The sequence below is a fragment of the Mycobacterium sp. 4858 genome, assembly GCF_900240975.1.
In the GTDB taxonomy this organism is placed as follows: domain Bacteria; phylum Actinomycetota; class Actinomycetes; order Mycobacteriales; family Mycobacteriaceae; genus Mycobacterium.
Genome location: NZ_LT968776.1, coordinates 3,269,615 through 3,288,303 on the forward strand (window position 1 = coordinate 3,269,615; position 18,689 = coordinate 3,288,303).

At 62.5% G+C, this 18,689-nt stretch carries 17 protein-coding genes; 10 read left to right on the forward strand and 7 right to left on the reverse strand.

What is annotated here, in order from left to right:
• Positions 1 to 1,140, reverse strand: coding sequence for an amidohydrolase family protein (locus C1737_RS24160; RefSeq protein ID WP_067923797.1), 1,140 nt, complete (start codon positions 1,138 to 1,140; stop codon positions 1 to 3).
• Between the two features lie 202 nt (positions 1,141 to 1,342).
• Between C1737_RS24160 and C1737_RS26960 the strand changes: the two genes are divergently transcribed.
• The 4 genes from C1737_RS26960 (at position 1,343) to C1737_RS24180 (ending at position 4,093) form a co-directional block, all read left to right on the forward strand.
• Positions 1,343 to 1,654, forward strand: coding sequence for a CoA transferase (locus C1737_RS26960; RefSeq protein WP_068052724.1), 312 nt, complete (start codon positions 1,343 to 1,345; stop codon positions 1,652 to 1,654).
• On the forward strand, positions 1,647 to 2,249 hold the full coding sequence (locus C1737_RS24170; RefSeq protein ID WP_102419657.1) for a TetR/AcrR family transcriptional regulator: 603 nt from the start codon (positions 1,647 to 1,649) through the stop codon (positions 2,247 to 2,249). The genes C1737_RS26960 and C1737_RS24170 overlap by 8 nt, the downstream gene beginning before the upstream one ends.
• A gap of 264 nt (positions 2,250 to 2,513) precedes the next feature.
• The gene (locus C1737_RS24175) at positions 2,514 to 3,341 is read left to right on the forward strand and encodes an SDR family NAD(P)-dependent oxidoreductase (protein WP_067923805.1); all 828 of its coding nucleotides are present in this window, start codon (positions 2,514 to 2,516) and stop codon (positions 3,339 to 3,341) included.
• Entirely contained in the window at positions 3,341 to 4,093 is a 753-nt protein-coding gene (locus C1737_RS24180) for an SDR family oxidoreductase (protein WP_067923807.1), read from the forward strand. Before C1737_RS24175 ends, C1737_RS24180 begins: the two co-directional genes overlap by 1 nt.
• Positions 4,094 to 4,145: 52 nt before the next feature.
• On the opposite strand, the gene C1737_RS24185 is transcribed toward C1737_RS24180, so the two are convergent.
• Together C1737_RS24185 and C1737_RS24190 are read right to left on the reverse strand one after the other, a co-directional pair.
• Entirely contained in the window at positions 4,146 to 5,018 is an 873-nt protein-coding gene (locus tag C1737_RS24185) for an SDR family oxidoreductase (RefSeq protein WP_067923810.1), read from the reverse strand.
• A 45-nt stretch (positions 5,019 to 5,063) separates the two neighbouring features.
• Complete coding sequence (locus C1737_RS24190; RefSeq protein ID WP_232075020.1) at positions 5,064 to 5,558, reverse strand: flavin reductase family protein; 495 nt, start codon at positions 5,556 to 5,558, stop codon at positions 5,064 to 5,066.
• A 295-nt stretch (positions 5,559 to 5,853) separates the two neighbouring features.
• On the opposite strand from C1737_RS24190, the gene C1737_RS24195 reads away from it, so the two are divergent.
• From C1737_RS24195 to C1737_RS24210, 4 genes are all read left to right on the forward strand, one after another.
• Positions 5,854 to 7,041, forward strand: a complete 1,188-nt coding sequence (locus tag C1737_RS24195) for an amidohydrolase family protein (protein ID WP_142393483.1) — start codon at positions 5,854 to 5,856, stop codon at positions 7,039 to 7,041.
• 58 nt (positions 7,042 to 7,099) lie between these two features.
• Complete coding sequence (locus tag C1737_RS24200) at positions 7,100 to 8,350, forward strand: acyl-CoA dehydrogenase family protein (RefSeq protein WP_082962369.1); 1,251 nt, start codon at positions 7,100 to 7,102, stop codon at positions 8,348 to 8,350.
• Between the two features lie 129 nt (positions 8,351 to 8,479).
• On the forward strand, positions 8,480 to 9,622 hold the full coding sequence (locus C1737_RS27320) for a thiolase family protein (RefSeq protein ID WP_068052715.1): 1,143 nt from the start codon (positions 8,480 to 8,482) through the stop codon (positions 9,620 to 9,622).
• 14 nt (positions 9,623 to 9,636) lie between these two features.
• Positions 9,637 to 10,425 carry a crotonase/enoyl-CoA hydratase family protein gene (locus tag C1737_RS24210; RefSeq protein WP_102420101.1) on the forward strand — a complete coding sequence of 263 codons (789 nt, stop codon included), beginning with the start codon at positions 9,637 to 9,639 and terminating at the stop codon, positions 10,423 to 10,425.
• A gap of 282 nt (positions 10,426 to 10,707) precedes the next feature.
• Here C1737_RS24210 and C1737_RS24215 read toward each other — a convergent pair whose 3' ends face one another.
• Positions 10,708 to 11,889, reverse strand: a complete 1,182-nt coding sequence (locus C1737_RS24215; protein WP_158243994.1) for an amidohydrolase family protein — start codon at positions 11,887 to 11,889, stop codon at positions 10,708 to 10,710.
• Between the two features lie 363 nt (positions 11,890 to 12,252).
• Between C1737_RS24215 and C1737_RS24220 the strand changes: the two genes are divergently transcribed.
• Positions 12,253 to 13,359 carry an LLM class flavin-dependent oxidoreductase gene (locus C1737_RS24220; protein ID WP_068052709.1) on the forward strand — a complete coding sequence of 369 codons (1,107 nt, stop codon included), beginning with the start codon at positions 12,253 to 12,255 and terminating at the stop codon, positions 13,357 to 13,359.
• Positions 13,352 to 13,942: a carboxymuconolactone decarboxylase family protein gene (locus tag C1737_RS24225; RefSeq protein WP_068052728.1), complete on the forward strand. Its 591-nt coding sequence runs from the start codon at positions 13,352 to 13,354 to the stop codon at positions 13,940 to 13,942. The genes C1737_RS24220 and C1737_RS24225 overlap by 8 nt, the downstream gene beginning before the upstream one ends.
• A gap of 147 nt (positions 13,943 to 14,089) precedes the next feature.
• Here the strand turns inward: C1737_RS24225 and C1737_RS24230 are convergent, their stop codons facing one another.
• The 3 genes from C1737_RS24230 to C1737_RS24240 all read right to left on the reverse strand — a co-directional run bounded on the left by C1737_RS24230 (position 14,090) and on the right by C1737_RS24240 (position 18,663).
• On the reverse strand, positions 14,090 to 15,886 hold the full coding sequence (locus C1737_RS24230) for an acyl-CoA dehydrogenase (RefSeq protein ID WP_102419659.1): 1,797 nt from the start codon (positions 15,884 to 15,886) through the stop codon (positions 14,090 to 14,092).
• A gap of 75 nt (positions 15,887 to 15,961) precedes the next feature.
• On the reverse strand, positions 15,962 to 17,539 hold the full coding sequence (locus C1737_RS24235; RefSeq protein WP_068057217.1) for an AMP-binding protein: 1,578 nt from the start codon (positions 17,537 to 17,539) through the stop codon (positions 15,962 to 15,964).
• Entirely contained in the window at positions 17,509 to 18,663 is a 1,155-nt protein-coding gene (locus tag C1737_RS24240; RefSeq protein ID WP_068057219.1) for an aromatic ring-hydroxylating dioxygenase subunit alpha, read from the reverse strand. Before C1737_RS24240 ends, C1737_RS24235 begins: the two co-directional genes overlap by 31 nt.
• Positions 18,664 to 18,689 lie beyond the last annotated feature (26 nt).

The following is an 18,689-nucleotide window of genomic DNA, read 5'->3' on the forward strand; positions in this document are numbered from 1 at the left end:
TCAGATGCTTTCGGCTGGTACGGGCGGGACGTCGGGGAACAGCTCGAAGAACGCGCCCTGCGTGATGCGCAGCCGTGTATCGTCGCTGACCCCGTCGAACAGCGTCTTAAGCGTGTCCTGGGTGTGGCCGAACGTGCCCTCCATGTGCGGATAGTCGCTGCCGAACATCACGTTGCGATACCCCATGTGGTCGAAGGCCGCCACCGCGGTCTCGTCGTGCTGGAACGACGCGTAGACCTGGCTGTAGAGGATCTCCTTCGGGCTGCGGCTCAGCTTGGGCCGCACCGCCATATGGTGCTGGCGATACCCCTCCAGCAGACGGTCACCCAAAAACGGAACCCACGTCGCGCCGCCCTCAGAGATCAACACCTTCAAGTTCGGATGCCGGTCCAGTGCACCGCAAGCCACCAGCTTCATGGTGGCCCGCTGCCCGGAGAATGTCGTCTCGGCGTAGTTCATGATGGCCCCACCCGGGCCGCGATATACCTGACCCGCGCCGCCGGTCACACTGTTGCCGGCCTCCACGGGCACCGGATCGGTGCCGATATGGAACGCGAGCACCATGCCGGCCTCCTCGGCCGCCGCCCATAAGGGCTCCCAGTCGTCGCGGTGCCAGTCCGGGGCGCTCGGGTGCGGCGACGTCGGCAGGAACACCGCCTTGAACCCCTTGCCGGCCGCCCACTGCAGTTCCTCCACCGCGTCGTCCACCACCAGCGTCGAGACCTGCGCTGTGACCACATAGCGCGGTGACACCGCACAGATCTCCTCAAGCGCCCACTCATTGCTCGCGCGCATGCACGCCTTCAGCAGCTCCGGCGTCCGGAACGATGAGGCCCACATGCCCAGCGACGGAAAGATCACCTCACCCCACACGCCCTCCTGATCCAAGTCGCCGAGCCGCGCCCGGGCATCTCGCAGGCCCTGCGGCTTCGAGGCCAACTCAACGAAGGCCACCATCGCCGACGACGGCAGCTTCCGCCGAAAGATCTGACCGTCGACGTAAACCGTCTCGTACTCACCGTCGGGATCCTTCTCCGACCGCGGACACAACTCGGCCAACCGCTTCGGCAGCCGGGATTGCCAGAGATCGTCGGGTTCCAGAAAGTGTGAATCACCAGAATTCGTCCAGATCTTGGTCATGCCTGCCTCCAACCGGGTACTGGCTTTTGAAAAAGCATTTTTCACTAGGCTAGGAGGCTGGGTGTCACATGTCAACGGCGATTCCACCGATCGACGGATTGAATCCCCAGCGCTGGCAGGTTATTGTGCGACACAAGCCACGTACATTGGCTCGGAATGCGATGCAGTGCCGAAAACCGACCTTTCGCAGGAGTCGCGTCGAATGCCCTCGACCTCCGACGCCCTTGCCGCCCCCGAACCGACGACACCGCTGGCTGGCATCCGCGTCGTCGACCTGTCCACCACGCTGCCCGGCGCGTTCTGCAAGCAGTTCCTGGCGGACCGCGGGGCAGAGGGTTTGATGCTCGAGGCGCCCCTGCGGTTTTCGTCGCTGGTCGGGCCGAGTCGGTCGGAGATCAGGGCGCCCGGCGGACGTCTGGCCGGGCGGCACACGGTCGCGGTGCTGCGGGTGTTCGGCTACGATGACGCAACAATCGCGAAATGGCAGGACGCCGGTGTAATCCATTGTGGCTGAGACTCGGACGATCAGTCGCTCATCGGAGCGACAGCACATCATCGACGCTGCCTACCGGTGCTTGGATCGCAGTGGCGAGTCGCTGACATCCATCACCGAGATACTCGATGAAGCCGGTCTCGGCACGCGGGCCTTCTACCGGAACTTCAGCACCAAACACGATCTTCTGTTGGAGATGTTTCGGAGGGATCGCAAGGCGGTGCAGGAGCAACTGCGCGAGGTAGTGGCGCGCGCGGAAACCCCGGTGGAGGCCCTGCGGTCGTGGATGACGCACATGTTCGAGCTGGTGTCGAATCCGCGCAAGCGCAAGAGGGTGGCGATTTTCTACTCCGAGGAACTGCGGCGCACTCCAGGTTATGCGCGCGAACTCGAAATCGGGATGGCGGCCGATCAGGCATCGATCGCCGCCATACTTCACCGAGGCAAAGCAGAAGGAATCTTCACCGCGTGCAGTCCGGAGGTGGATGCTCGGTCGATTCGGGCGGCTTTCGAGGCCGCACTTCTCGACCGGTTTCACCAGAAGTCGACGACAGACGTCACCGACGAGGTCGACTATCTGCTGGGTTTCGTGCTGCGCGGTCTGGGCGCCGCTTAGTCTTTCAGCAAGGAAGCGAGCTTCGTGCCGATCGTCTGAACATGTCTCAGCGCCCACTCTTTCGGCATCCCACCCAGCGACGCCCAGAAGAACACGGTCTCGGTAGTGTCGCTCGCCTGAGAGTTCGTTGTCACTACGCACCAGCCTAAGCTAGAATCTACTGATATATAGAAAGTATGGTCACGACCGATCTCTCGATGCGTGTCTCGCGATACCGATCGCCCAGCGTTCACGCACGGTGCCAGCAAAGGACGGTGTCAGCACATGGGCTCGAGTGAATCATTGAGGGGCAAAGTCGCCGTCATCACCGGCGGCGCCAGCGGGATCGGTTTGGCTACGGCACGAAGGCTGGCGGATCGGGGTTGCAAGCTCGTGCTGGCCGACATCGAACAGGCGGCTTTGAACTCAGCTGCAGCGGAACTGCCTGCCGGCACCGAGGTGTTGCCAGTCCGTACTGACGTCTCCAAGCGTGCGGACGTCGAGAGCCTTGCAGCGCGCACAAGTCAGCACTTCGGCCCCGTCGACATCTTGTTCCTCAACGCCGGCGTGGGAGCCACGGGGCCGCTGGTCGACGCAACGCACGAGGACTGGGAGTGGATGATCGGCGTCAATCTCTGGGGTCCCATTCATGGTGTCGAGGTGTTTCTCCCATCGATCGTGCGGGCCGCCCGGAGTGCGCACATCATCTTCACGGCATCGTTCGCGGGCCTCGTCGCCAATGCAGGACTGGGTCCCTACTCGGTCACCAAGTACGGTGTTGTGGCGCTCGCCGAGACGCTGCATCGTGAACTGCGCGAATCGCTGGTAAAGGTCAGCGTGCTCTGCCCGATGAAGGTCGGGACGAACATCGAGCACTCGCATCGCAATCGCCCGGCTCACCTCGGCGGTCCGAATGCCGCCTCCGATGTTGACTTCGACGACCCTGGATTTGCGGGCCGCATCGTGTCGCCCCACGACGCCGCGAAGATCGTCGTCGACGCAATCGGTTCCAACGAGCTGTACTTGTTCACTCACGAGGAGTGCCGCGAGCCGATCGCGCGCCGATTCCGAAAGATCGACGCCGCGTTCGAGACGTCCCCGAGTCGAGCGTGATGGCCGACGGCACGCATGCGCGTTCTGCCCTCATCACCGGCGCCTCTCGCGGGATCGGATTGGCTATCGCACGGCGCCTGGCCGAGCGGAACATGGCGCTTACCATCACCGCTCGCAACGAAGAAGCCCTGGTGGCGGTGCGCGACGAACTCCGCGAATTAGGCGCGCCTGCAGTACTTTCCGTCGCCGCGGACATCGCTGATCCGGATGCCCCGGTCGGTCTGATCCGGCGGCACCGTGACGAATACGGCGACATGTCGGCATTGATACTCAATGCCGGCGTCGGTACGGCAGGGTTGATCGCCGACTACCCGCTGAAGCGACTCGACAAGACCATCGCGGTCAACTTCCGGAACCCCTTCGTCCTGATCCAGGAAGCCTTGCCGATGCTCCGCGCGGCGGTCGCTCGGCATCCGTCTGAGGGGGCCAAGATCATCGTGCTTTCCTCGATCACCGCCATCTACGCCGAGGCCCAACTGGCTGCGTACGGCGCCTCGAAGGCCGCGATTGCCTCGCTGGTGGACACGCTGAACGCCGAAGAGTCGGGCACCGGCATATCTGCTACCGCGATCGCGCCTGCCTACGTCGACACCGACATGTCGGAGTGGGTACGTGGCCGCATCGCGCCCGAGGAAATGATCCCGGCCGAAGACGTGGCGACCTTGGTCGAGTTCCTGCTGAGGATGTCGGCGCGCTCGGTCATCGGTCGGGTCGTGATAGCGCGGGCAGGCACCGACGGCTACGAGGCGTAACGCCCGAGAGGGCCGCCGCGTCGCACCCGTGGCGGCCCTCTCGGGCGTGCATCTAGAGCGCGTCGACGTCGAAGGTGGCCAGCTTGGCGGCTGAGACGTCAGTGATCTCGTCCCACTTCGCCGCAACATCGTCGATGCTCGGCGCCGCCCCGGTGAAGGTCACGCCGTCGGTCTGGAACAACACGGCGCGCTGCACCTTGCCGCCGCCCACGATGAACACCGAAGCGCTGTCGGAGTTCTCCTCCGTCATCAGGTAGCCCACCACGGGCGCGACATACTCGGGTGTCAAGCGCTCGAAGACCTCCGGTGTCATGATGTCCTGCGTCATGCGCGTCGCGGCGATGGGCGCCACGGCGTTGGCCATGATGTCGTATTTTGCGCCCTCCTGCGCAAGCGTATTGATCAGCCCGACAAGTCCCAGTTTGGCCGCGCCGTAGTTGGCCTGGCCGAAGTTGCCGAACAGCCCGCTGGTCGAGGTGGCGACGACCACGCGGCCGAAGTGCTGCTCGCGAAAGTGCGGCCACGCGGCGCGGATGACGTTGTACCCGCCGTAGAGATGCACCTTCTGCACGGCGTCCCAGTTGTCGAACGTCATCTTGTGGAAGGTGCCGTCACGCAAAATGCCCGCGTTGCTGACGACGCCGTCGATCTTGCCGAATTCATCGAGCGCGGTCTTGATGATGTTTTCGGCACCCGCTGGCTCGGCCACGCTGTCGTAGTTGGCCACTGCGCGCCCGCCGGCGTCCAGGATCTCCTCGACCACATCGTCGGCCATGTTCTGCCCGGCGCCGCTGCCGTCGCGTGCCCCGCCGAGATCATTGACCACAACGCTGGCACCCTCTCGCGCGAGCGTCAATGCATACTCGCGTCCCAAGCCGCCCCCGGCTCCGGTGACGACGATGACCCGATCCTGCACTCCTGCCATGAATGTTCCTTCCTGATGATGCCGAACGGCGGATTTGATGGTGGTTCACGCTTCGACGACGGCCAGCGCATGGCACCGGCTGCGATAGAAAACGATTGGTTGTACATCGTCATGCCGGGTGATGTCGGTGATCTGCAATATGACGATGCTGTGATCCCCGGCCTCGACGGCCTGGTAAAGACTGGCCTCGATCCACACACTGCACCCGCCAAGGAAAACGGCGCCGCTCGGAGATGAGACGACCGTGACGCCGGAGAAGCGGCCGCCCGTCTTCGCTGACAGTGACGGGACGGCGCCGCTGTGACCGTGGCTCAGCACGCTGATGCCAAGGCGGCCGCACGTGCGAAGGCGAGGCCAGGTCGACGAACTGTTCTGCACGCACACCGAAACCAGGGGCGGGGCAAGCGATACGGGCGTAAACGCACTGAGGGCCATTCCGCACGGAGCGGAATCGACCATGGCGCCGATGAACACGATTCCCGTGGGGTGACAGGCGAATACATCTCGCAGCAGTGCGTGGTCGAACGACGAAGCAGTCACGGCAGCCTTCGGGCAAGATTCGGTACGGCAACAGAATCTAGCACAAGGTAGAATAGCGGCGCTGGCGTGTTCGGTCGTCATGCGTCGCTTACCGGGCTCCGGCAGCCGCTCGAATGCATGCGGTGGCAGTAGGCCGCCACCCGCGGCCGCGGACCCTCAAGCGAGGCTGCGCGGACGTGATCGACGGCGTCGGATGCTTGTTGCGTTCCGTCCTAACGAAATGCTAGTTTCGACTATATAGTAGAAAGTCATCTGGCTGCTGCAGTTGGCCGTGCCTGAGAAGGAGGTTGCTCAATTGAGCACCCCAGTGATGCCGATCATCGATACCGATACACATCTGAGCGAGCCGCCCGATCTGTGGACGTCGCGGCTGCCTTCGAAGTGGAGCGAGCTCGCTCCCAAGGTGGTCTTCGACGAGCGCCGGGGCGAAGACATCTGGATCATCGGGGGGCGCCGACTGTCCGGGGTGTCCGGCTATGCGATGGCCGGGTGGCACGAGTATCCGCCAAAGCATCCGCCGTCCGCGGAGACGGCGGACCCCGCCGCGTTCGATGCCAAGGAGCGGGTGAAGCGGATGGACGCGATGAAGATCGCTGCCGAGGTTCCGTACCCCAACCTACTGGCGTTTTCCATGGACGCCTTCATGGGCTACAACGAGCCCGAACTCGTCTTGGATTGCATCCGCGCCTACAACGACTTCCTGACCGAGTTCGCTTCTGTGGCTCCGGAACGGTTCGTTTGCCTTACGACGCTGCCCTTCTGGGACCTGGACGAGGCGGTGAAGGAGATGAACCGGTGCCACGACAATGGGCACCGCGGAATCAACTTCATAGCCAAGCCCTACAAGTTGGGCCTGCCGCGCCTGCGGGAAGACCATTGGGCCCCGATCCTGAAGGCGGCCGAGGAACGTCAGCTCTCCGTTAACTTCCATGTCGGATATCAATCTCAGACCGAAGAGGACTGGGTTCGCATGATCAAGGACGTCCAGGGCCCGGCCGACTACGCGCAGGAGACCACGATGTCGTTGATGGGTCTGTGCGAGAACGTGTCCGAGCTGTTGCTGTCCGGAGTGTGTCACAAATACCCGGGCCTGAACTTTGTCAATGTCGAAAGCGGCTTCGGGTGGATCCCCTACCTGATCGAGAGTGCCGACTGGAACTGGAAGAACTCCGGTGCTGCGAAGGCTCATCCGGATCGCGAACTTCCCAGCCACTACTTCCGCAACCAGATCTACACCACTTACTGGTTCGAACGCGAAACCGTGCGCTACATGGGCGCGGCGTACGCCGACAACCTGATGTTCGAGACGGACTTCCCCCACCCGACGAGCCTGTCTCCCGGGCCGGCCTCGACCGCGATGTCTCCGCGCGACGTGGTCGACGAGACGCTCAACGAATTGCCCATCGACGCGTGCCGCAAGATCTTCTACGAAAATGCGGCCCGCCTGTATCACATTGACGTAGAAGCCTGTCTTCAGGATTAGCGACTTGCCTCGGTCTGGTCCGAAATGGGCCAGACCGAGGTTCCAAGGGAGTGATTAGGTGGCCGTCGCAACAAATCACGACATCGAGCCCGCCGCTCCGGGCGCCAAGGAGGTGTGTGATGCGCTATTCGCCTTCATCGACAGAGAAGTCGCGAAAATTCAGCAACCCATCGAGGCGGCTCTGCATGATCCGCGACTGTACTGGCGCGAGGACGGGCGCATCGCCGACGAGGTAGTTCAGGCCCGTCGGGCTGCGCGGATGGCTTCGGCCGAGGCCGGCTTCTACACGATGTTCTGCCCTACCGAACTCGGCGGCGGCGGGCTGAGTGCCGAACTGTACTTCGAAGTATTCGAGGCTCTCTGTCACCGGTATGGCTCACCCCAGACGCAGCTGGCCTTCCAGGTCCTCGCACACGCGAGCACAGGTCCGACGGCGTTGTGGACCTACGCATCCGACGCTCTTAAGGCTGATCTGGTGCCCAAGCTCCTGCGCGGCGAGGTACAGGGATCATTTGCGATGTCGGAGCCCGACGCAGGCTCCGACGCCTGGATGATGACCACCACCGCTGTCCGTGACGGAGGCCACTGGGTCCTCAACGGCACAAAGCAATGGGCCTCGTGGGCTCCGACCGCTGACTTCTTGATCACGTTCGCCATCACCGACCGCGAGCGCTTTGCGGCGCGAAAGGGAGGATTGACGGGCTTCTACGTGCCCACCGATGTTCCGGGATACGACCTGTACTCGATCGTCAAGGTGTTCGACGAAATCGGCGGCGAAGAAGCAATCCTCACCTTCAACGACGTCCGCATCCCGGATCAGTACCGGCTCGGTGAAGTTGGCGAGGGCTTCCGTGTCGCGATGGAGGGCTCTGGCCTGCTGAAGATGACGAAGCTCGCGCGGCTGATCGGTCTGGGCCGGTGGGCGAACGATAAGGCCGTCGACTATGCGAAGGTACGCAAAACATTCGGCAAGACGCTGAGTGAGCATCAGTCGATCCAAAACATGCTTGCCGACAACTGCATTGACATTTACACCTCGCGTTTGGCGTCGCTCGACGTGGCGCGCAAGCACGACGCCGGGGATCAGGCACGATTTGAGTCCGCGATGAGCCACGCGCTCGTCGCCGAGGCGATGTACCGCGTGTACGACCGGTCAATGCAGATCCTGGGCGGGATCGGCCTGAGCAACGAAGCGGCGATGATCCATGGCTGGCACACGACACGCGTGTCGAGAATCAGCGAGGGTCCGCCAGAAGTTCAGCGGCGCACCATCGCCAAGTATCTCCTGTCGGGCGCCTATAAGTTCTGACTCCCTGTCACGTCGAGTTGCCAGTGCTCTCGGGCACTGGCCTCACTCAAAGCAACTGTGACGCAATGGCGTTCGCAGAAACATCGAATCGGCGCGTCCTCAACGCAAAGCAAGAAGGGAACACATTCCATGGTCGACGCATACATCGTAGAGGCTGTTCGATCGCCCGTCGGTAAGCGCAACGGCGGGCTGGCCGACGTCCACCCCGCGGAGCTATCCGCCCAAGTACTCGCCGCGCTGGTGGACCGAGCCGGCGTCGATCCCGCCGTCGTCGACGACGTGATCTGGGGTTGTGTTGGCCAGATCGGCGAACAGTCCAGTGACATCGCACGCACCGCGGCGCTGACTGCCGGATGGCCGGACACGGTCACCGGCGTGACGGTCGATCGGCAATGCGGATCGAGTCAGCAGAGTTTGCACTTCGCCGCCGCCGGCGTGATCGCCGGGCAGTACGACGTCGTGGTCGCCGGGGGAGTGGAGTCGATGTCCCAGGTGACCATCGGTTCTGCGGCCGAATTCGGCGCCGGCCCTTTCCCCGAGCGGTTTCAAGCACGCTACGGAATCCCAAATCAAGGTGTGGGAGCGGAGCTGGTCGCCGAGCGTTGGGGACTGAGCCGAACACAACTCGACGAGTTCTCCGCTCAATCCCACCAGAAGGCCGCGGCCGCACAGGATTCGCACGTTTTCGATGACCAGATTGTGCCCATTCGACGCGCCGACGGTTCCGTCGTGACAGCCGATGAAGGTATTCGGCGCGGAACTTCGGTAGAAACGCTCGCTGGTCTCAAGCCGGCCTTCAAGGAGGACGGCGTCATTCACGCGGGCAACGCCTCACAAATCTCGGATGGCTCGGCGGCGCTGCTGATCATGTCGGGGGAGAAGGCCCGGGAGCTCGGCTGCACGCCGATCGCTCGCGTGCACACCGCCGTGCTCGCGGGCGCCGATCCGGTCCTGATGCTCACCGCACCTATTCCTGCCACCCAGAAGGCGCTGCGCAAGTCTGGACTTAACGTCGGCGACATCGGGGTGTTCGAGATCAACGAGGCGTTTGCACCGGTGCCGATGGCATGGCAGCTCGAGATCGGCGCGGACGAGAAGCTGTTGAACCCGAACGGCGGCGCGATCGCGCTCGGCCATCCCCTCGGGGGCTCAGGTGCCCGACTGCTGACGACCATGATCCATCACATGAGGGCGAACAACATCAGGTATGGGCTGCAATCGATGTGCGAAGGTGGCGGGCAGGCCAACGCGACCATCGTGGAGCTGGTGTGACAACGTCGGAGGCCGTGACCACGAATGCGGCACTCATCCGGAGGTCCGGACGGGTCCTCGTCATCACTATCAACAGACCCGACGCCCGCAATGCGGTGAACCAAGCGGTTAGTACGGCCGTCGGTGATGCGCTCGAGGCGGCGCAGCAGGATCCGACAGTCTGGGCGGTCGTGGTGACCGGTGCCGGTGACAAGTCGTTCTGCGCAGGGGCCGACCTCAAGGCGTTGTCGCGCGGCGAGAGCGTGTTGCATCCGGACCATCCAGAATGGGGGTTCGCCGGACTCGTCCATCACTTCATCGACAAGCCGGTCATCGCCGCCGTCAACGGGTCAGCGCTCGGCGGCGGCACAGAGCTGGCGCTTGCGAGCGACCTGGTCGTGGCGGAGGAGCGGGCCGTATTCGGCCTGCCGGAGGTGAAGCGCGGTTTGATTGCCGGTGCGGGTGGCGTCTTCCGTATCGTCGAGCAGCTGCCGCGCAAGGTCGCACTCGAACTGCTGTATACGGGCAACCCGATTTCGGCTGCCGAGGCGGCACGTTGGGGATTGGTGAACAGGGTCGTGCCCGACGGCACGGTGGTGGAGTATGCGCTGCAGCTCGCCGAGCAGATCGCCGTGAATGCACCGCTATCCGTACAGGCGAGCAAGCGCGTGGCCTACGGAGCCGATGACCGCATCATCGAAGCCGAGGAACCAAAGTGGGCGAGAGTCGCACGGGAGGGCGAGGCACTCCTTGCCAGCGAGGACGCGAAGGAGGGGCCGCGCGCGTTCGCCGAGAAGCGTGCACCCGTATGGGAAGCACGCTAAGCGATGAGGATCCGCGCTGATGTCGCGCATGTCATGGTGCGCGCGATCGACGTGGCCGGCTTTGTCCTCGCCGATGTCTGCCGCTACACCGTTATGAGGGATCGGAAGTCTCCCGATCGGCAGGTCCGCGCCTTCTTCGCCGCGCTTCGGCACCGTGCTGTTTTAGAACTAGCTAGGCCCCGACTACAACGCTGCGCATCACGAACACCTGCACCTCGCGGCAGATATCTGCCGCGAGGTGGCGGCAGGCTTAACGGCGAACCGGCAGCCGACTGCCGGGGTTCAGTTCATCAGTAGCTCGCGCAGGTTGTCACGCATGATCCGGTGCACGCAACCCGGGTCCAGGTCGGTGAGCCCCTCCGCGAATTCGGCTGGCTGGGCCAGCCCCTCCGCGTGGGGATAATCCGAGCCCATCAACACGCGGTTCGCGCCGATGCGCTTGACCAGTTCGGGCGTGTTGTCCTCGTGAAAGGGAACGACATAGACATTGCGCTTGAACATCTCCGATGGGCGATCAGGGAGCGTGCCGCCCGGCCAATCGCCAAAACGTCCCCACCACGCTGCCTTGTTGAGCGTCTTCAACAGATAGGGGACCCATCCACAGCCATGCTCGACGCTGATGACCCGCAGTCCCGGGAAGCGGCCGAACAGATTGTGCAGGACCATCGCCGCGAGCGTGGTCATGATGGGAATCTCGACGTGGAACATCGCGAACTGCAACGCCGAGGTGTCGCGCGTTCCCGGCCGGGGCTTCTCGCCCCACACGGTCGACGCGTCGAAGAAACCGGCTGACACGTGGAACCCAACCGGCACTTTCGCCTCCTCGAGGCGCGCCCAGAACGGGTCGAACTTGGGATCGGCAATCGAACAGGGCTGTGCTCCGCCACCCGGGGCCGGTCGCAGATAGACGACTTTCACGCCCGCCTTGAGCAGGCGGTCCAGTTCTTCCACGGCCAGGTCCGCGTCGGCCAGCGACAGACACCCCGTGCCGAAAATGCGGCCATTGCTGCCGAAGCCCCAGTCTTCCTCGACCCAGCGGTTATACGACCTCAGGTTGGCATACAGCACCTCGGGGTTGTCGAGCAGATCCTGCTCGATCCCATTCGCCATCGACGGGAATAGGATCGTGCCCTCGACGTTCTGGCTGTCCATCAGCTCCAGCCGCGCCTGCTGGTCATGGAAAGCCGGCAACATCGACGATTCGTCCCGCGCATCGTCGAAACCGCCCAGCTCGGGATTATTCAGGATTTCCTTGAACGAACCCGGAGCCTCGGTCTTGTCGAACTTGACGTTGCAGAAGGTCAGAACCTTGTCACCGCAATGCCAGTATTCGTTGCCATCGGGGTGCATCCGGGCCTGGATCGCGACATCCTTGTACTTGGACTCGATATGACGGCTGAAGCAGTCCCGGACCTCATAGAAGTGATTGTCTGCATCCCACAGACCATAAGGCTCGCTGGTCACGTCACACACTCTCCATTCCATTTCGTTTGATCTTGTTCCCAGCGCTCGCGCCGTGGGGCGAGAGGGCCAGAGCACGTCGAGCATTCATATAGTTAGCCTATAGAACATCATATCGGTAGCCTATAGAACGATCAGGCGCGCGTCAATGGCTTTCTAGCGAGGCACAGATTCTTGTACTAAGTAGATTACTCCGCCGGTGGGGCGCACAGATGACCCTCGACAGGGTCGTCGAACAGCTTGAATCTGGTACGCCGAGAAGCGTTCACCCGTATGGAAAGCGCTTAAGGGGTGGATGGATTGACAAATAAATTCTACTATATGGTAGAATCTAGCCGTCAATCGGACTTCAGATAGGTCAAGCACATGCATGTTGGCAAGAGTGTCTTCTTTCAGAATCCCGACGAGGATCGTTCCGACTCGGCGCTTTACAAGCATGAGATAGCGCTGGCAGAACAGGCCGAGCCGCTGGGCTTCGAGTCGTTGTGGATCGCCGAGCACCACTTCGGTGGCTACGACGTGTCGCCAAACACGTTGCAGCTGTTGACTTATCTGGCGGCCAAGACTAAGCACGTCCGGCTGGGACCTTCGGTGGTGGTGCTTCCGTGGCATGAGCCGCTGCGGGTCGCTGAGGAGCTCTCGGTGCTTGACCACCTGTCGAACGGTCGTCTGTTGCTCGGCATCGGCCGCGGCCTGGGCCGTCACGAATTCGAGGGCTTCCGGCTGAACATGGGGGAGTCGCGCCAGCGTTTCCAGGAGTATGCACAGGGCATCCTCAACGCCTTCGACACGGGAGTCATCGAGTCGGACGGTGAACTCTGGAAGCAGCCGCCCGTGCAACTTCGACCCCAGCCGCTGGCTCCGCTGCGCAACCGCACATACGCATCTTCGGTGTCGCCTGAATCGATGGACATCGTCGCTGAACTCGGTGCGGGTATCATGGTGATCGCCCAAAAGCCGTGGGATGTAACGGTTGCCGACGTCAAGAAGTACAACGAGCGGTTCGTCGAGTTGAATGGTTACGAGCCGCCTAAACCGCTGCTGATGTCCTTTGTGATCGTGCACGAGTCCTCGTCCGCGGCACAGGAGCTGCACGAGCAATATCACTATCGGTACGCGAAATCGACGTTCGATTGGTACGAGTTCAGCAATCCCGGCCTAGCGAAGGTTCCCGGTTACGAGTATTACGGCAAGTTCGCCGCCAACATCGAAAAGCACGGGGCGGATAGCTTCGTGAAATTCCTCGCCGAATTGCAGGTCTATGGCACTCCGGACGAGGTGGTGGAACAGTTGACCGACCATGTTCGTCGCATCGACGGCGTCGGGATGACTTCGGTACTGTCCTTCGCGGGAATGAGCCCCGAAATCGGTGCGGCCAATCAGAAATTGTTTGCAGAGCAGGTGCTGCCGCGCCTGAAGGGCATCGACACGGAGCGTGCTTTCCCACCCGTTGCCGTCCCGGCGCATGCCTGAGGGCGTGGGCTCGGCAGGAGAAGACGGCTCCGAAGTCCGCATCGCGCCGCTCCCGCTCGAGGAGCGCGATAACGCGACGAACGAGCTGCTCGATAAAGTCGGGCCGGGTCGTGACCTCAATCTGTTCACTACCCTGGTGCGACACCAGCGGCTGTTTCGGCGCTGGCTGCCGCTGTGCGGAGGCCTGCTCAGCGGGAAGTTGTCGGCCCGTGACCGGGAATTGCTGATCCTGCGGACCGCCGATCGCTGCGGGGCCGCCTACGAATGGGCCCATCACCTGGTGTTTGCCGCGGATGCCGGGTTGACCTCCGAGGAGGTCGACCGGGTCCGCGCCGGCGCCGACGCCGACGGCTGGACGCAACTGGAGTCGGCGCTGCTGAGAAGCGCCGACGAACTCCACGATGAGTGCGAGATCTCCGCATCGACATGGTCGGTCCTGGCGGCGCACTACGACCAGGAGCAGCTGATCGAGGTGCCGATGGTGGTTGGGCACTACCACATGCTGGCCTTCGCGGCGCGCTCGTTCGGCGTGGCGATTGAGCCCGCCTACCGGCCCGTCTCAGCGGCGCGCGCCGTCGAATGACCCAGGAGCGAGTGCCCTCTTACCGGTGACGCGCGCCCAGGCCAGCTTTCGCCGGCGAAATGTCGACCGGACGCCGTTTAGAACCATTCCGCCTTCATGTCGACGGTCGTGCTGTCGAGGGTTTCGAGCAGCTCGACCGGACGCCGTTTAGAACCATTCCGCCTTCATGTCGACGGTCGTGCTGTCGAGGGTTTCGAGCAGATTGAGCTGGGGATCGACGCGGGGCAGTTCGTAACGGAAGAAGAACCTGCCGGCCTGCACCTTGCCAGCGTGAAAGTCAGTGTTCTTCGGCGCGCTGATGATCAACAGCTCGAGCCACATCCACGCAATCACCAAATGGCCGAACGCCTCGAGATAGATCGCGCTGTTGGCCAGCGCCAGTTCGCGATCGGATTCGCCGACCAGTTTCGTCGTTATTTCGACGAGACGGACCCACCGCTGAGCCAGCTGATCGGCGAGGTGCCCGAGCTCCCCGCCCAGCGCGGTCGCACCGTCAATCGCCTTACCGATACGGTCGGACACCAAGGCCAGGCTTGCGCCGTCGTGCTGAGTCACTTTGCGGCCGAGCAGGTCGAGGCTCTGAATGCCGTGTGTGCCCTCATGGATCGGATTCAAGCGGTTATCGCGGTAGTGCTGCTCCACGTCGTAGTCGCGGGTATATCCGTAACCTCCGTGTACCTGGATCGCGAGATCGTTGGCCGCAACGCACCATTGCGAGGGCCAGCTCTTGGCAATCGGGGTCAGCACGTCCAGCAGCAGCGCCGCTTCTTCAGCCTCTTTGTTGTCCTCACTGCTGGCGCGGGTGTCGATCAAGTATCCGCAATACAACGCGAGGGCCAAAGCGCCCTCGACATAGGCTTTTTGAGCTAGCAGCATTCGCCTGACGTCGGCATGCTCGATGATCGGCACGGGCTTGTCCTCCGCGGATTTGCGGGCCGGAACGCGGCCCTGCAACCGCTCACTTGCGTATCGCACGGACTTGAGGTAGCCGGTGTACCCCAGTGCAACGGCGCCGATGCCGACGCCAAGCCGAGCCTCGTTCATCATGTGGAACATGTAAGAGATACCGGCGTTGGGTCGGCCAACCAGGTACCCCACCGCACCTGCTGAACCCAACGGGCGATGGGCACCCTCACCGAAGTTCAGGACGGTGTTCGTTGTGCCGCGGTATCCCATCTTGTGATTGAGTCCACCAAGGGAGACGTCGTTTCGTTCTCCGATCGCGGCATTATCATCGACCAGGAACTTGGGCACGATGAACAAGGAAAGCCCTTTCACCCCCGCCGGCGACCCGGCGATGCGCGCGAGGACCAGATGCACGATGTTCTCGGTCATCTCGTGCTCACCGCCCGAAATCCACATCTTGCTGCCGAAAAGTCGGTAATGGCCATCATCGGTGGGTTCGGCGCGGGTGCTGACGTCGGCGAGCGACGACCCAGCTTGCGGCTCGGACAGACACATGGTGCCCGAAAACCGGCCGGCGAGCATAGGTTTGACGAAGAGCTCGTGGTCACGCGTGCTCCCATATGTGGCCAGCAAGTTCGCATTGGCCATGGTGAGCATTAGATAGGCTGCGGTACTGACATTGGCGGCGTGAAACCAGGCGAAGCCGGCGCTTGCCACGGTGACCGGTAACTGCGCGCCGCCGAGTTCGTAATCCATGCTCATGCCGATGAGGTCGGCGGCCGCGAATGCATCGAGCGCTCGCTTCACCTCGGGGTTGACGTGGACGTGACGTCCATCAAAGGTCGGTTCCCTGGTGTCATTGAGCTTGTTGTGCGGTGCGAAGTACTTCTCGGCGAGTTGCTCGCAGAGGTCGAGGACCCCGTCGAATGTCTCCCTGCTGTGGTCGGAGTAGCGCTCACGCTTCGGCAGCTCGTCCACACCCAGCCACTCGTAGAGCAAGAATTCGACGTCGCGCCGTGAGATGAGGTCGTTGGGCATGGACGCTCCCTACTTTTCGATCGTGGCGGCACAGCACATGGCGCCGGTGACGAGCCCGCCGGTGCCGGTAGCCAATTAGACTGTTAAATCAGGCGACTGCAGCTTCTGACGCCACTGTTCTCGCAGTGCGAATTTCTGCACCTTGCCGGTGCCAGTCTTCGGCAGCGCCTCGAACACTATTCGCTTGGGCACCTTGAACCCACCGAGTTGCTCTCGGACGTGTCTTTCGATGTCGGCCTGGTCCGCGGTTGCTCCCGGATGCAGGGTGATGTGTGCAACCGGAACTTCGCCCCAACGATCGTCGGGCACGGCGACGACGGCGACCTCGAGCACCGACTCGTGCGAGGCGATAGCGTTTTCCACTTCGATCGAGGAGATGTTCTCGCCGCCGGATATGATGATGTCCTTGCTGCGATCGCGAAGTTCGAGATAACCGTCTTCGTGGAGTACGCCGAGATCTCCGGTGCGGAACCACCCGTCGGGCACGGCAGCTTCAGTCGCCCCGGGGTCTTTGAAATAGCCCGCCATCACATTGTTTCCGCGGATGGCGACCTCGCCCATGGTTCGCCCGTCCTTCGGTACGTCATCACCATTCGCATCAAGGACCCGGACGGGTTGCGAGACGATGTTGCACACCCCCTGCCGGGCTTTGAGTCGCGCGCGCCGCGGTGCGTCGTATGAATCCCACGATCGCTGCCACTCGCAGATGACGACCGGCCCATAGGTTTCGGTGAGACCGTAAAGGTGCACGACGTCCATGTTGAGCGCGGCGAGTCGCGCCAGGATGGTGGGCGTCGGGGGTGCTCCACCGGTACCGATGAGTAGATTGCGCGGAGGGACGAGCCCATGGGCCGCATCGCCGTACGCGATCGAGTTCAGGACCACGGGCGCGCCATTGAGATGAGTGACCCCCTCGTCGTCGATCAGGCGCCAAATTTCGGTGTGATCGACCGATCGCAAGCAGATGTGGGCCCCGCCCGCAGCGGTGACGGCCCATGTGAAGCACCACCCATGGCAGTGGAACATCGGCAATGTCCACAGCATCTTCGATTTGTTCTCCAGGCGCATCTGCGTGGCCATCGCGACAGACTGCAGGTATGCCCCGCGGTGGTGATACATGACGCCCTTGGGCTTGCCGGTTGTGCCACTGGTGTAGTTGAGCGAGAGCAAGGCGTTCTCGTCCGTGATCGGCTGGATTCGAGGCTCCGCCTCGGCGAGCAGCTGTTCGTATTCGTCATTCTCCCCGCCGCAACACACCAGTTTCATCCGCGAGTCGACGATGTCCGATACTGCGTGAGCCAGTGTCGACAGTGAACTGTCGTAGATGAGGACGGCCGCTTCCGCATGGTCGATGATCCAGGCGAGCTCAGGCGCAGACAGCCGGATGTTGAGCGTGAGCAAAGGTGAGCCGGACCACGGCACGCCGTAGTGCGCTTCGAGCAACGCGTGGCTGTTCGGCGCAAGAATCGCCACGGCTTTTCCGCCGGCGAGGTCGATGAGCGCCCCGGCCAGCCGCGTACTGCGGTCGAGCAGCTCGCGATAGCTGAACGTGCGTTCACCGTCGACGACGGCCGTGTTGTCGCCGTAGATGGTGGCGGCGCGACGCAAGAAGCTGACGGGCGTCAGCGGCTCGAACCAGAATTCACTTTGCACAAGGCTTCGGCAATCTGTTCGTGGAAATGGATCAACCCCAGTTCGTTCTGGCCGAACACCAGCGAATCGACACTACCGCTGTTCAACCCCGACTGGATCTTCTTACACATCGGAAAGTCTTCCTGACCGGTGACTTGCATCAGGATGTCGAGATTGAGAATCCACTTCTTGATCGTGTCGTCATTGGGCGGTTCCGGTGCATAGATGCTCGTTTCCACCACCGAGCTGCCCGGCGTGTCGTGAGGGAAGATCCGCCATACCTCGAAATGGTCGAGCTGATGCACGACGAGAGTATTGGGAAAGACGGCGTAGTGAATCGTGGCATGCGGCGGAAACTGCCAGGTGCTCTGGTCCTCGCCGATATCATCAATCGATTTTCGGACGCCGATGCTGCGGCAGTGCTGGTCGAAGGCGTCGAACAGCTGGGGGTGCGAGTGGTAGAGCCGCGATATCGAGGAGTTGTGCAGCGAGAAGACGTGATATGTCTCGAGGAAGGTGTCGATGATCATCTTCCAGTTGCAGTCTTGAATTGCCTTGCGTGTCTCGACGTGATGGAAGTTGGCCAGCCCAAAACTGTCCAGATCCTCGCTCAACCGACCTAGGTAGGCGTTGGCGTCCACGGGGGCGCCGTCGAGCCGAGCCAGAATCAGACCGTGCGCCTCGTCGGAGGAGACCTCCGTCAGATTGGACGACTCACCGTTGAAGTAATCCTGGGCTATCGGTCTGCGCATCAGCTTGCCGTCCAGCGCGTACAACCACGCATGGAACGGGCAGCTCAGATTTCGCGCACCCGTTCTACGGCAGTCGGGCTCGACGACCGGCGCACCCCGATGCCGGCACGCATTGATGAATACCCTGGCGCGCCCGTCTTTGGCGCGAGTCACCAGCAGCGGCACACCATCGATATGCGTCGCCAAGACGGCCCCGGAATGCGGAACGTCTGCAGTGAGCGCTACCACCACCGGGTGACGCCTGAACAGGATTTCGCGTTCCTGCTCCAGCTGTTCGCTCGATGTGTACTCGCCGGCGGGCAACATCCGCGGGCCATCGCTCAGTTGTGTGGACTTCGCCTCAGCGAGCTTGCGGAAGCGCTCGATGAGCTCGTGCTGGACAGCGACCTGCATTGTTACGATCCTCGACCTCGGGGAGC

Bases quoted from the DNA above. Each gene is read 5' to 3' on its own strand.
- C1737_RS24185 (WP_067923810.1), bottom strand. From the start codon at position 5,018: ATGGCAGGAGTGCAGGATCGGGTCATCGTCGTCACCGGAGCCGGGGGC.
- C1737_RS24240 (WP_068057219.1), bottom strand. From the start codon at position 18,663: ATGCAGGTCGCTGTCCAGCACGAGCTCATCGAGCGCTTCCGCAAGCTC.
- C1737_RS24180 (WP_067923807.1), top strand. From the start codon at position 3,341: ATGGCCGACGGCACGCATGCGCGTTCTGCCCTCATCACCGGCGCCTCT.
- C1737_RS24220 (WP_068052709.1), top strand. From the start codon at position 12,253: ATGCATGTTGGCAAGAGTGTCTTCTTTCAGAATCCCGACGAGGATCGT.
- C1737_RS24175 (WP_067923805.1), top strand. From the start codon at position 2,514: ATGGGCTCGAGTGAATCATTGAGGGGCAAAGTCGCCGTCATCACCGGC.
- C1737_RS24230 (WP_102419659.1), bottom strand. From the start codon at position 15,886: ATGCCCAACGACCTCATCTCACGGCGCGACGTCGAATTCTTGCTCTAC.
- C1737_RS26960 (WP_068052724.1), top strand. From the start codon at position 1,343: ATGCCCTCGACCTCCGACGCCCTTGCCGCCCCCGAACCGACGACACCG.
- C1737_RS24225 (WP_068052728.1), top strand. From the start codon at position 13,352: ATGCCTGAGGGCGTGGGCTCGGCAGGAGAAGACGGCTCCGAAGTCCGC.
- C1737_RS24160 (WP_067923797.1), bottom strand. From the start codon at position 1,140: ATGACCAAGATCTGGACGAATTCTGGTGATTCACACTTTCTGGAACCC.
- C1737_RS27320 (WP_068052715.1), top strand. From the start codon at position 8,480: ATGGTCGACGCATACATCGTAGAGGCTGTTCGATCGCCCGTCGGTAAG.